General features: G+C 62.3%; 14 protein-coding genes. 11 read left to right on the top strand and 3 right to left on the bottom strand.

Annotated features, from left to right (window positions below):
- Window positions 1–99: 99 nt before the first annotated feature.
- Entirely contained in the window at window positions 100–315 is a 216-nt protein-coding gene (locus tag ACJ8J5_RS11630) for a hypothetical protein (RefSeq protein ID WP_141997976.1), read from the bottom strand.
- A gap of 46 nt (window positions 316–361) precedes the next feature.
- On the opposite strand from ACJ8J5_RS11630, the gene fecI reads away from it, so the two are divergent.
- The 5 genes from fecI to ydfG all read left to right on the top strand — a co-directional run bounded on the left by fecI (window position 362) and on the right by ydfG (window position 5902).
- Window positions 362–886: a ferric citrate uptake sigma factor FecI gene (gene fecI / locus ACJ8J5_RS11635; RefSeq protein ID WP_141997974.1), complete on the top strand. Its 525-nt coding sequence runs from the start codon at window positions 362–364 to the stop codon at window positions 884–886.
- Entirely contained in the window at window positions 883–1839 is a 957-nt protein-coding gene (gene fecR, locus ACJ8J5_RS11640; protein ID WP_141997972.1) for a ferric citrate uptake sigma factor regulator FecR, read from the top strand. The genes fecI and fecR overlap by 4 nt, the downstream gene beginning before the upstream one ends.
- Window positions 1840–1954: 115 nt before the next feature.
- Complete coding sequence (gene fecA / locus ACJ8J5_RS11645; protein ID WP_141997970.1) at window positions 1955–4306, top strand: TonB-dependent Fe(3+) dicitrate receptor FecA; 2352 nt, start codon at window positions 1955–1957, stop codon at window positions 4304–4306.
- A 199-nt stretch (window positions 4307–4505) separates the two neighbouring features.
- Window positions 4506–5027, top strand: a complete 522-nt coding sequence (locus tag ACJ8J5_RS11650; RefSeq protein WP_025302723.1) for a GNAT family N-acetyltransferase — start codon at window positions 4506–4508, stop codon at window positions 5025–5027.
- 125 nt (window positions 5028–5152) lie between these two features.
- The gene (ydfG, locus tag ACJ8J5_RS11655; protein WP_025302722.1) at window positions 5153–5902 is read left to right on the top strand and encodes a bifunctional NADP-dependent 3-hydroxy acid dehydrogenase/3-hydroxypropionate dehydrogenase YdfG; all 750 of its coding nucleotides are present in this window, start codon (window positions 5153–5155) and stop codon (window positions 5900–5902) included.
- Between the two features lie 36 nt (window positions 5903–5938).
- On the opposite strand, the gene ACJ8J5_RS11660 is transcribed toward ydfG, so the two are convergent.
- On the bottom strand, window positions 5939–6265 hold the full coding sequence (locus ACJ8J5_RS11660) for a YnfA family protein (RefSeq protein WP_025302721.1): 327 nt from the start codon (window positions 6263–6265) through the stop codon (window positions 5939–5941).
- Between the two features lie 148 nt (window positions 6266–6413).
- On the opposite strand from ACJ8J5_RS11660, the gene ACJ8J5_RS11665 reads away from it, so the two are divergent.
- Together ACJ8J5_RS11665 and ACJ8J5_RS11670 are read left to right on the top strand one after the other, a co-directional pair.
- Window positions 6414–6782 carry a DUF1283 family protein gene (locus ACJ8J5_RS11665; protein ID WP_019455910.1) on the top strand — a complete coding sequence of 123 codons (369 nt, stop codon included), beginning with the start codon at window positions 6414–6416 and terminating at the stop codon, window positions 6780–6782.
- A gap of 89 nt (window positions 6783–6871) precedes the next feature.
- Window positions 6872–7171 carry a DUF1161 domain-containing protein gene (locus tag ACJ8J5_RS11670; RefSeq protein WP_019455911.1) on the top strand — a complete coding sequence of 100 codons (300 nt, stop codon included), beginning with the start codon at window positions 6872–6874 and terminating at the stop codon, window positions 7169–7171.
- Between the two features lie 50 nt (window positions 7172–7221).
- On the opposite strand, the gene ACJ8J5_RS11675 is transcribed toward ACJ8J5_RS11670, so the two are convergent.
- Entirely contained in the window at window positions 7222–8709 is a 1488-nt protein-coding gene (locus ACJ8J5_RS11675) for an MDR family MFS transporter (RefSeq protein WP_089195843.1), read from the bottom strand.
- Window positions 8710–9219: 510 nt separating this feature from the next.
- Here ACJ8J5_RS11675 and ACJ8J5_RS11680 point away from each other — a divergent pair.
- From ACJ8J5_RS11680 to osmV, 4 genes are all read left to right on the top strand, one after another.
- Window positions 9220–9936 (top strand): ABC transporter permease, encoded by a 717-nt coding sequence (locus tag ACJ8J5_RS11680; RefSeq protein ID WP_043143261.1) that lies wholly within the window; start codon window positions 9220–9222, stop codon window positions 9934–9936.
- Window positions 9937–10000: 64 nt separating this feature from the next.
- Window positions 10001–10858 (top strand): glycine betaine ABC transporter substrate-binding protein, encoded by an 858-nt coding sequence (locus ACJ8J5_RS11685; protein WP_173888958.1) that lies wholly within the window; start codon window positions 10001–10003, stop codon window positions 10856–10858.
- Between the two features lie 8 nt (window positions 10859–10866).
- Window positions 10867–11517, top strand: a complete 651-nt coding sequence (osmW, locus tag ACJ8J5_RS11690) for an osmoprotectant ABC transporter permease OsmW (protein WP_015377782.1) — start codon at window positions 10867–10869, stop codon at window positions 11515–11517.
- Entirely contained in the window at window positions 11514–12653 is a 1140-nt protein-coding gene (gene osmV, locus ACJ8J5_RS11695; RefSeq protein WP_016927861.1) for an osmoprotectant ABC transporter ATP-binding protein OsmV, read from the top strand. The genes osmW and osmV overlap by 4 nt, the downstream gene beginning before the upstream one ends.
- The last annotated feature ends 5 nt before the right edge of the window (window positions 12654–12658 follow it).

A 12658-nucleotide genomic window follows, 5' to 3' on the forward strand; every position in this document is an offset into this window, starting at 1 on the left:
TTTTTTACCCAAACATAAAGACCGGATTAAGCATAGCAAGCCGTGTGCCAATAGGCGGTCATAAAATATATTTTTATTCAAAAACAGAGTGATACTAATTCAACCAAAGAAAACCAACCGATAAAAAAGAATAAAACGCGTGGCGGTCTTCAACGGCAGACGAATAGCAACCGTTTGCTTGCCGAAATAACACCGCGCCGCTGCACCTTTATTGGGCAAGCGGATAATTTCGCGGCCGTGACGTTTATTCCAACACGATGCAAAGCGGTCTGGCCCATTCCGCAGGCCACCCGACAAACTTGAAACGATAACCATTCTCAATTATCATCCGCGCATCTTTTTGACCAGCAATGCGAAAACCATGTCCGCCACCGCTTCCGCCCCGCACACCGCGCTGTCGCGCCTTTACGCCACCCATCATGCCTGGTTGCAGGGATGGTTGCGCAGGCGGCTGGGCTGTGCGTTCGACGCGGACGATGTGGCGCAGGACACCTTCATGCGCCTGCTGAAAAGCGACGCCGCGGCGACCCTGCGCGAGCCGAAAGATTTTCTGGTCACCGTCGCCAAGCGGGTGATGGTCGATCTGTTCCGCCGCAGAACGCTGGAACGCGCCTATCTGGAGATGCTGGCGCTGATCCCGGAAGGCTACGCCCCGTCGCCGGAGCAGCGCCAGAGCCTGCTGGAAAGCCTGCAGCAGATCGACGCCATGCTCGATGGCCTGGGGCCGAAGGTAAAACAGGCCTTTCTGTTGTCGCAGCTCGAAGGTCTGGGCTATGCGGACATCGCCGCGCGCCTCGGCGTGTCGGTCAGTTCGGTTAAAAAATACATGGCCAAGGCCACCGAGCATTGCCTGCTGTTCAGCCTCGAAAACGACATTTATTCATGAGCAACGCCATCACCCCCGAGCAGCGCCAGGCGCTGAAAATGGCCGCACACTGGTATGCCCTGCTGTGCGATGAGCACGTCACCGAACGCCAGCGCCAACAATGGCAAGCCTGGCACCAGCAGCATGACGATCACCGCTGGGCCTGGCAGCGCGTCGAAGCGCTGCAGAGTCAGTTGCAGGGCGTGCCGGGCAAGTTCAGCTACCGTGCGCTCGATCGCGCCGACCGCCAGTCGGCGATCGATCGCCGCACCCTGCTGAAGAGTCTGCTGTTGCTGCTCGGCGTGGGCGGCGGCGGATTCTTCTACCAGTCGCCGCTCGGCCGGGAGCTGCGCGCCGACTACCGCACCGCCACCGGCGAAATCAAACCCATTGTGTTAAGCGACGGCACCCAACTGGTGTTGAACACCGCCAGCGCGGTAGACGTGCATTACGACGATCGCCAACGGTTGATCCGCTTGCACGCCGGAGAAATCAGCCTGGTGACCGGACGCGATCCCCGGCCGCTGTGGGTACAAAGTCCGCAGGGGGCGATGCGCGCGCTCGGCACCCGCTTTTTGGTGCGTGAGAGCGGCGGCGAGACGCGCCTGACGGTGCTGGAACACGCGGTCGAGGCGCAGCTGGCGCAAAACGCGCAACAAAAGCGCCGGGTGAACGCCGGAGAACAGATCAGCTTCAGCACCACGGCCTTCAGCGACAAACAACCGGCCACGACGGAGGACGGCTGGCTGCGCGGCGTGTTGAGCGTCAGCCAGTGGCGGCTGGACCGGGTGATCGCCGAACTGGCGCGCTACCGGCGCGGCCACCTGAGCTGCGATCCGGCCATCGCCGGCCTGCGCGTCAGCGGCAGTTTCCCGCTCAACGATACCGATCGCGCCCTCGCCCTGCTCAGCCAGACCCTGCCGGTGCGCCTGCAGAGCTTTACCCGCTATTGGCTGCAAATCGTCCCCGCCTGAATCTTTTTAAATAAAAATGATAAAAAATCGCATTCTTGATTGTCCCTTTTGCTTCGCTCATCCGACTCCCAGGAAAACACTGCAGCAATAAATAAAAAATGATTCAGGAGAAGGTATGAACAACGCTTGGGGAAAGGTCGCTCCGGCTTCGCTTTGGGGAAAACGGGCCACGCCGCTGGCCGTGGCCATTGGCCTGGTCTTCGCTGCACCGCAGATGGCGAGCGCCGCCAGCGCCGCTGCCGCCTATCACATTCCGGCCGGTGAGCTGGACGGCGCGCTGAATGCGTTCGCCGCGCGCGCCGGCATCGCGCTCTCGGTGGACGGCGCACTGACCGCCGGTAAACGTTCGCCGGGCCTGAGCGGCAGCTACGGCGTCGATGACGGCCTGAACGCCCTGCTGGCGGGCAGCGGCCTGCAGGCTAAAGCGCTCGGCAACAACGGCTACACGCTGGCCAAACTGCCGCAGCCGCAGAAAGAAGAGGACATCACCGTGGTCGGCGACTGGTTGGCGGAAGGCCGCCAGATCGACGTGTTCGAACATCCCGGTGCACGCGACGTAGTGCGCCGCGAAGACTTCGTCAAAACCGGCACCACCACCGTGCGTGAAGCGTTGAACCGCGTGCCGGGCGTAGTGGCGCCGGAGAACAACGGCACCGGCAGCCATGACATGGCGCTGAACTTCGGCATTCGCGGCCTCAATCCGCGCCTCGCCAGCCGCTCCACCGTGCTGATGGACGGCATCCCAGTGCCCTTCGCCCCTTACGGCCAGCCGCAGCTGTCGCTGGCGCCGGTCTCGCTCGGCAATATGGATGCGATTGACGTGGTGCGCGGCGGCGGCGCGGTGCGCTACGGGCCGCAGAGCGTCGGCGGCGTGGTTAACTTCGTCACCCGCGCCATCCCGAAAACCTTCGGCATGGAGGCCGGCATGCAGGGGCAGCTCAGCCCGACCTCGCGCCAGGATCACCCGAAAGGCACCGGCAACCTGATGATCGGCGGCACCGCCGACAACGGCTTCGGCGCGGCGCTGCTCTACTCCGGCACCCGCGGCAGCGACTGGCGCGAGCACAGCGCGACCAAGATTGACGACGTGATGCTGAAAAGCCGCTACGCCCCGAACGAGGTGCACACCTTCAACAGCCTGCTGCAATACTACGAAGGCGAAGCGGACATGCCGGGCGGCCTGAGCCGGGCGGACTACAACGCCAACCCATTCCAGTCGACGCGCCCGTACGACAAGTTCTGGGGCCGCCGCCAGTTGGCCAACTTCGGCTATCAGTATCAGCCGGATCAACAGCATAAGTTCGACGTGCAGAGCTTTTACACCTACACCCTGCGCAGCGGCTATCTGGATCAGGGCAAAAACCTGACGCTGTCGCCGCGCGAATACTGGGTGCGCGGCGTGGAACCGCGCTACAGCCAGAGCTTCCGCTGGGGCGATTCGGCGCATGAGGTCGGCGTCGGCTACCGCTACGTCAGCGAATCCACCCACGAGCTACGCTACACCAGCAAGGCCAGCACCGGCAGGCTGCCGTCCACCGCCAGCCCGTACGATCGCGACACCCAGTCCGGCACCGAGGCGCACGCCTTCTATATCGACGATCGCATCGACATCGGCGACTGGACTATCACGCCGGGCATGCGCTACGAGTACATCAAGTCGTATCAGAACAACTACATCAAGAACAACCGCCTCGACGTTAGCTATAACGCGCCGCTGCCGGCGTTGAACGTGATGTATCACCTGAACGAATACTGGAACCTGTACGCCAACACCGAAGGCTCCTTCGGCACCGTGCAGTACAGCCAGATGGGCAAAGCGGTCGACAGCGGCAAGATTGAACCGGAGAAGGCGCGCACCTGGGAGCTGGGCACCCGCTACGCCGGCGATGCGCTGACCGGCGAGATCGGGCTATTCCTGATCAACTTCAACAACCAGTACGACTCCAACCAGGTGACCGACAGCGTGACCGCGCGCGGCAAAACCCGCCACGCCGGGCTGGAAGGCAGCCTGCGTTACGATCTGTCGCAGCTGACGCCGAAACTGGACGACCTGACCGCCTACGCCAGCTACGCCTACGTCAACGCCACCATCCGCGAAGACGGCGGCTACAAGGGCAACCAGGTGCCGTTCTCGCCGAAGCATAAAGGCACGCTGGGGCTGGACTACACGCCGGGCAACTGGGCGTTTAATCTTAACGGCGAGTTCCAGTCCAGCCAGTTCGCCGACAACGCCAACACCGTGGCGGAAAGCGCCGACGGCAGCACCGGCCGCATTCCCGGCTATATGCTGTGGGGCGTGCGCGCCGCCTATGATTTCGGCCCGGAAATGGCCGGTCTGAATCTGGGCGTCGGGGTGAAAAACCTGTTCAACCACGAGTATTTCACCCGCGCCTATGACGACAACAACAAAGGTCTGTACATCGGCCAGCCGCGCACGATCTATCTGCAAGGTTCGGTGAAGTTCTGATCTTCAGCGGCGGGTGCGGTTAACCGTGCCCGCCGCCTTTCCCATCAACGTGACGATGTCACATAAAACCACTCCTCCGCGCCGCCGCAACGGCGAAAAATAAGTCGCTTCTGACGCCAATACGCGTAGTATCGACGATCCGCCCCGATTTATGGGCGCGGATTTTTTGCCGTTCTGGCCTGAAAAGCGAGGGAATAAGATGAATCATAATGACCTTTCTCAGTGCCGCGTGGACACCGACCGTTTGTTGATTGCCCCCTTTACCGCAGCAGACGCCGACGATGTTTACCAGGCGATCACCCCCACTCTGACGCGCTTTATGACCTTTGAGCCGGAAGCGTCACCGGAAGATTTCGCCAACGTCTGGCAAGGCTGGCTGCCGCTGATGCGCGAAGGCGAAGAAGTGATCTTCGTCGCCCGCCGGCGCGAAGACCGAGAGTTCGTCGGCGTCGGCGGCGCACACAACCTGCGCAGCCACACCCCGGAGCTGGGCATCTGGGTCAAAGAGAGCCTGCATGGCCAGGGTTACGGCCGCGAAATCGTTGAGAGCATCGCGCGCTGGGTCAGCGAACGCTTTCAGCCGCAGCACCTTATCTACCCGGTGGCCGAACAGAATACCGCCAGCCGCCGCCTCGTCGAGTCGCTGGGCGGCGTGCTGGCCGGCCGTTGCGAACGCGTCAAGTATGACGCCGTAGTGTACCACTTACCGCCTCAGCGCTAATCTGCATCGGGCCGCCGGCCCGGTGTGACCTTTTTTGCTTTCCGCCGTGATAACCGCTGCCACTGCCTGCGGGTTTGTGCTAATGATAGAGGCATGTAGGGTAAAAACAGTTGAGGAACAGCAACATGATTATTTTTGTTACCGGCGCCACCTCCGGTTTCGGCGAAGCCATTGCGCGCCGTTTTATCCGTGAAGGCCACCAGGTGATCGCCGCCGGGCGCCGCCTTGAGCGTCTCGAAGAGCTGCAGGACGAATTAGGGCAAGCGCTGCACATCGTGCGGCTCGACGTGCGCAACCGCGCCGCCATTCAACAGGCGATCGAGGCACTGCCGGCCGAGCTGCGTCAGATCGACGTGCTGGTGAACAACGCCGGGCTGGCGCTGGGGCTGGAGCCGGCGCACAAGGCCAACGCCGATGACTGGGAAACCATGATTGACACCAACGCCAAAGGGCTGGTAAACATGACGCGCGCGCTGCTGCCGGCCATGGTCGAACGCAACGTCGGCCACGTGATCAACATCGGCTCCACCGCCGCCAACTGGCCTTACGCCGGCGGCAACGTGTACGGCGCCACCAAGGCGTTCGTCAAACAGTTCAGCCTGGGCCTGCGTGCCGATCTGCACGGCACGCGCATCCGCGTGACCGATATCGAGCCGGGCCTGGTGGGCGGCACCGAGTTTTCCAACGTGCGCTTCAAGGGCGATGACGGCAAGGTCAATAAAACCTACGAAGGCGCCGATGCGCTGACGCCGGAAGACATCGCCGAGTCGGTGTTCTGGGTCGCCACGTTGCCGGCGCGCGTCAACATCAACACGCTGGAAATGATGCCGGTCAGCCAGTCCTTCGCCGGGCTGAACATCCATCGCGGCGCCTGATCCCTGGCGGCGGGAGGCGACTCCCGCCCTGTTTCCTCAGGCCGCGCGCCAGCCGGAAACGATGATCAGCATGCCCACCAGCGCCACCCCGGCGCCCACCCAGTCCAGCGCAGACAGCTTCACACCATCCACCACCCGCAGCCACAGCAGCGCCGTCGCCACATACACGCCGCCATAGGCCGCGTAGACTCGCCCGCTGGCCGCCGGATGCAGTGTCAACAGCCAGACAAACAGCATCAGGCTTAATGCCGCCGGCAGCAGCAGCCAGGCGCTGCCCTGCTTCTTGAGCCACAGGTAAGGCAGGAAACAGCCGATAATTTCGGCGAGTGCAGTGGCGAAAAACAACAGCGTGGTTTTTAACATCGGTCGCAGTTTTCTCTCGATAAAGTAAACGAATCGGCGCTTGGCTGGTGAATTCCAGGAACGCAGTGGTATATTTGTCACCACGCCTGCGGGCGAGGTAACGCCAGTGCCGCCATCATCAGGCGCACTCACTCATAAGGATGAAACGATGAAAACATTTTCGACCCAACGACTGCTGCGCGGGATGCTGCCGGTCGCCATGCTGGCCGTTATGGGCGCCTGGCAGGCGCCGGCGCTGGCCGCCACCTGCACTCAGGGCAGCACCTGCGTCACCGTCGATGGCAAAGGCAGCGGCGCGATGAGCACCGAAGAAGCGCGCCAGAGCAAAGAGCAGTGGAATGATACCAAAACCCTGCGCCACAAGGTTAACACTCGCGTCGAGAAAGAGTTCGACAAGGCCGATCGCGCCGCGGATGACGAAGACCGTTGCAACGACAGCAACAACGTCAACGCCTACTGGGAACCGGACACCCGTAAATGCCTGGATCGCCAGACCGGCCGTCGGATTAATCCTTAATCCGCCTGCGGCGGGCGGGCAAGCGTGAAACCCGGTCGCCGTTGCTGCTATCCTGTTACAGGAAGTCCATTGTCTAAAAGGATGACGTGATGAAAAAAACGCTGATATTAACCGCTGTGTTGCTGGCCGGCGCCCCGCTGGCGGCACTGGCCTCCTGCGAAAGCGTGAAAGCGGACATTTCGCAAAAAATCGTCAATAACGGCGTGCCGGAGTCCGGCTTCAAACTGGAGATCGTGCCCAACGATCAGGCCGATCAAGCGGGTGGCCAGGTGGTCGGCCACTGCGAAAACGACACCCAGAAGATCGTCTATACCCGCCTGAACAACGGCGACGATCGCGGTGACGCGGCGCAGACCGGCACCAGCCAGGATACCTCCAACACGCAGTAAGCCACACCGGCTATCCCGGGCGCTCTGCAGCAGCGCCCTTTCCTTCTCCCTTACGCCTGCTCCGCCTCTTCTTCTTCGCCCTGCGGCCGACAACGCGCCGGGATCAGCATCGCCGCCGCCAGCGCCAGCAACGACACCAGCGCCGACACCAGAAATACCCAATGCAGCGAAGCCGCCACCTGCTGGGTCAGCTGCGCCAACGCCTCGCTCCCCATGCTCTGGCGCACCGCCGGTTCCATCAGACGCTGCACCGGATCGTCAATCTCCGGCAAACGCCACTGCAAGTTGAGATTCAGCGTCGCGCCCAGAATAGCGGTGCCGATGGCCGACCCCACCATGCGGGTAAACACCGTACAGGCGGTGGCGATGCCGCGAATGCTGTAATGCGCCGCGTTCTGCACCGAAACCAGAAACGTGGTGTTGCACAACCCCATACCGGCGCCGACCATAAACGCCGCCACCCGGCCCCACAGCAGGCCGCCCGCCGGCTGCAACAGCAGCAATATCAGGCCGCCCGCCACCAACAGCAGCGCCCCCAGCAGCGCCGTGGCGCGATACGAGGTCATCAGCATCAAACGGCCGCTCAGCGTGCTGGCCAGCGGCCAACCGATCGACATCAGGGCCAGCGTGGTGCCCGCCTCCAGCGGCGAGCCGCCCATCACGCCCTGAATGAAGGTGGGCAGGAAAGCGCTGATGCCCATCATCGCCGCACCGATCACCAGCCCGCCGATGTTGCCGGCGATGATCACCCGGCTTTGCCACAGCGCCAGCGGGAACAACGGTTCGACCGCACGCCGCTCCTGGCGGACAAGCAGCGCCAGCGACGCCGCCGCCAGCGCAAACAGCGGCGCCACCCACCATCCCAGACTTTCCATCTGCAACAGCGCCAATAGCAGCGCCGAAACGAACAGCGTCAGCCAGGCGGTGCCCGCCAGATCCAGCGCGTGCCGCCGCAGCTGCTGATGCGCCGGCAGATAGCGCCAGAGGAAGAACATCGCCAGCAGGCCGATCGGCAGGTTAACCCAGAACACCAGCGCCCACGGCAGATGCTGGACGATAAACGCCCCCAACAGCGGGCCGATGATCGCCGACACGCCCCATACGCTCGACAGGTAGCCCATCACCTTCGGCCGCTCGGTGGCGCTGTAGATGTCGCCGATGATGGTGGACGCGATCGGCATGATGGCGCCGGCGCCCAACCCCTGCAGCAGACGAAAGCCGATCAGCCAATACATGTCGGGGGCGAAGCCGCACAGCACCGATCCCAGCAGGAACAGCGTGGCGCCGAAGAAGAACACCCGCTTGCGGCCGTAGAGATCCGCCAGCCGCCCGTAGATGGGGATGGTGATCGCCTGCGCCAGCAAATAGACCGCGAATACCCACCCCAGCAGCGAGAAGCCGCCGAGATCGCCGATAATGGTGGGCATGGCGGTGGCGACAATGGTGGCTTCGATTGCCGACATGAACATCGCCAGCATACAGGCGATCAGAATCAGCGGCCGGTGGGCGATGGGTGCGGGTGAAACGTTATTTGTCATGGCGTTATGCAGCTTTCCTGGCGTTTTTATTTTCTCTGAGTATATCAGCAAGCGCCTGCGCCGAGTCTATCCGCCCTCACATCCTGTCTTTGCCGGCGGCGAATCGCACCATTTGCGACTCATTGTTACGGCGTAACGTTATGCGGCGGATTTTTTTCACTTTCCATGAATCCCAGCGCTGACGCGGGCTGAGGCGCAGATCGGCGTAAACTCAATCACCTGATTTTGTTCATAAAACTTGGCACGACCAACGACAGGGTGCTATACCTTCCCTAGCCGACGCCTTTGGGCTTCGTGCTTTCTTGGGTTTAAATATCAGTATCTTATGCTGATTAACTCACGTATTGAGCCTACGTTCAGCACGCTGTGCCGAACGCACCCTTCGCTCAATGTCGCTAACCTCATGCGAAACGCCCGTTTTGTACCGCCACGCCCGCCGGGCCGTGGGTAACAATCAGAGCGGAATGCGCCGTCTCGTCGGCCGCTCCGCGCAACGGAGGACGCAACATCATGCACAAGTCAGCGCCATACCGGCGCCTGCTCCTCGGGAGCCTGCTGTTTATCGCCGTCATCGCGCTGCTGGTTTACGGCATCGGTTGGGACACCCTCAAGTCGCGCCGGGAAGATTTGATCTATCTCGGCCAGCAACACATGTTCCTGGTGGCCTGCTCCATGCTGCTGTCGCTGCTGGTCGGCATTCCCAGCGGCATCCTGCTGAGCCGCCCCTTTGCCCGCCGCTGGGCGGAACACGTGATGCAGATCTTCAACGTCGGCAACACCCTGCCGCCGCTGGCGGTGCTGGCGCTGGCGATGGTAATCATCGGCATCGGCGATCGGCCGGCGGTGGTGGCACTGTTCCTCGCCTCGCTGCTGCCCATCGTGCGCAATACCTATGCCGGCCTGCGTTCGGTGCCACCGGCGCTGGTCGAGGCCGCCAACGGTATTGGCATGACCGCCGGGCAGCGACTGCGGCAGGTTGAACTCCCTAACGCGCTACCGGTGATCTTCGCCGGGGTGCGCATCGCGATGGCGATTAACGTCGGCACCGCGCCGCTGGCGTTTTTAATCGGTGCCAGCAGCTACGGCGAGCTGATCTTCCCCGGCATCTACCTGAACGACTTCCCGACGCTGATCCTCGGCGCCGCCGCCACCGCGCTGATCGCCCTGCTGCTCGATCTGGCGCTGGCCGGTCTCGGCCGCCGGCTCAGCCCTCATACCGCATCTTGACGGGAGAAACGCGATGACTCGATGGTTACAACCACTCCGCCACGCGCTGCTGTTCTCCTTGCTGATGACCGGCGCGGCCGCCTGGGCCGCCCCGCTGACGCTGGCGAGCAAGAACTTTACCGAACAGCGCATTCTGTCGGCAATCACCGTGCAATACCTGCGGGCCAAAGGTTTTCAGGTCGAACCCAAGACCAATCTGGCCACGGTGATCACCCGCAACGCGATGATCAACAAACAGATCGACATGACCTGGGAATACACCGGCACCTCGCTGATCATCTTTAACCACATCAATAAGCGCATGTCGCCGCAGGAAACCTACGACACGGTGAAAAAGCTCGACGCCAAACTCGGGCTGGTTTGGCTGCAGCCGGCGGACATGAACAACACCTACGCCTTCGCCATGCAGCGACAGCGCGCGGAAAAAGAGCAGATCCGCACGATGTCGCAGCTGGTGGCCAAAGTGGAGCAGGTGCGTAAAACCGACCCTAAACACAACTGGCTGCTGGGGCTGGATCTGGAGTTCGCCGGCCGCTCGGACGGCCTGAAGCCGATGCAGGCGCTGTACGACATGCCGCTCGATCGCCCGCAAATCCGCCAGATGGACCCCGGCCTGGTCTACAACGCCATTCGCGACGGCTTCGTCGACGCCGGGCTGGTGTACACCACCGACGGTCGGGTGAAAGGGTTCGATCTGCAGGTGCTGGAAGACGACAAAGGCTATTTCCCGAGTTATGCGGTCACGCCGGTGGTGCGCGCCGACGTGTTGCAAAACACGCCGGGGCTGGAAGCGGCGCTGAACACGCTGTCGAAACAGTTCAATAACCAGGTCATCACCGAGCTTAACGCCAAGGTAGATATCGACTACCAGACGCCGCAACAGGTCGCCGACGCGTTCCTCAAGCAGCGCGGCCTGATTTAGGAGACATGATGAATACCTTACTTTACGCCTGGCAAAACTGGGCCTATATCGCCGGCTTGACGCTGGAACACCTGCTGCTGGTCGGCGTCGCCGTCGGCCTGGCGATCCTGATCGGCGTACCGCTCGGCGTGCTGATTGTCCGCCACAAATGGTTGGCGACGCCGGTGCTGAGCCTGGCCACGCTGGTGCTGACCGTGCCCTCCATCGCCCTGTTCGGGCTGATGATCCCGCTGTTTTCCTTAATCGGCCACGGCATTGGCTACGTACCGGCGATCACCGCGGTGTTCCTCTACTCGCTGCTGCCGATCGTGCGCAATACCCACACCGCGCTCGACAACCTGCCCGGCGGGCTGCGCGAAGCCGGCCGCGGCATCGGCATGACGTTCTGGCAACGCCTGCGCTGGGTAGAGATCCCGGTGGCACTGCCGGTGATTTTCGGCGGCATTCGCACCGCCGTGGTGATGAATATCGGCGTGATGGCGATAGCCGCAGTGATCGGCGCCGGCGGCCTTGGCCTGCTGCTGCTCAACGGCATCAGCAGCAGCGACATCCGCCAGTTGATTACCGGCGCCGTGATGATCAGCCTGCTGGCGATCGTTCTCGATTGGTTATTGCACCGCTTGCAAATTGCGCTAACGCCCAAGGGGATCCGCTCATGATTAAATTGGAAAATCTGACCAAACAGTTCATGCAGAAGAACGGCACACCGTTCAACGCCGTCGACAACATCAATCTGGACGTGCCGGAAGGCGAAATCTGCGTGCTGCTCGGCCCTTCCGGCTGCGGCAAAACCACCACGCTGAAGATGATCAACCGCCTGATCGAACCCACCGGCGGCACCATTCTGATCAACGGCGAGGACACCAGCGCGCTGGATACCGTCAGCCTGCGCCGCAAAATCGGCTACGTCATCCAGCAGATCGGTCTGTTCCCCAACATGACCATCGAGGAGAACATCACCGTAGTGCCGCGCATGCTGGGTTGGGACAAAAAACGCTGCCACGATCGCGCCGAGGAGCTGATGAGCATGGTGGCGCTGGATCCCAAGCGCTTTTTGCACCGCTACCCGAAAGAGATGTCCGGCGGGCAGCAACAGCGCATCGGCGTGATCCGCGCGCTGGCCGCCGATCCGCCGGTGCTGCTGATGGATGAGCCCTTCGGCGCGGTAGACCCGATCAACCGCGAAACCATCCAGAACGAGTTTCTCGACATGCAGCGCCAGCTGAAAAAGACCGTGATGCTGGTCAGCCACGACATCGACGAAGCGCTGAAGCTCGGCGATCGCATCGCGGTGTTCCGCCAGGGCAAAATCGTGCAGAACGCCAGCGCCGATGAGCTGCTGGCGCGGCCGGCGAACGACTTCGTCGCGTCCTTTGTCGGCCAGGATCGCACGCTGAAGCGCCTGCTGTTGGTGCAGGCCGGCGACGTGGCCGATCAACAGGAAACGGTGACGGTGCGCCGGGAGACGCCGCTAGTGGAAGCGTTCGGTCTGATGGACGATATCGACGCCCGCTCGGTGACGGTGGTGGATGCCGACGGCAAACCGTTGGGATACGTCAAACGCCGTGAGGCGCGCGGCGCGCCCGGGGTCTGCGCCGACAGCCTGCACCGTTTCCGCGTCACCGCCCGTGCGGAGGAGAACCTGCGCGTGGTGCTGTCGAAACTGTACGAGCACAACACCTCCTGGATGCCGATCGTCGATGAAGACGGCCGCTACAGCGGCGAAATCTCGCAGGATTATATCGCCGACTACCTCAGCTCCGGCCGCACGCGCCGGGTGTTGACGCCGCAATAACCCCC

The organism is Serratia sp. CY43202, assembly GCF_052168755.1.
GTDB classification, from domain to species: domain Bacteria; phylum Pseudomonadota; class Gammaproteobacteria; order Enterobacterales; family Enterobacteriaceae; genus Serratia; species Serratia bockelmannii.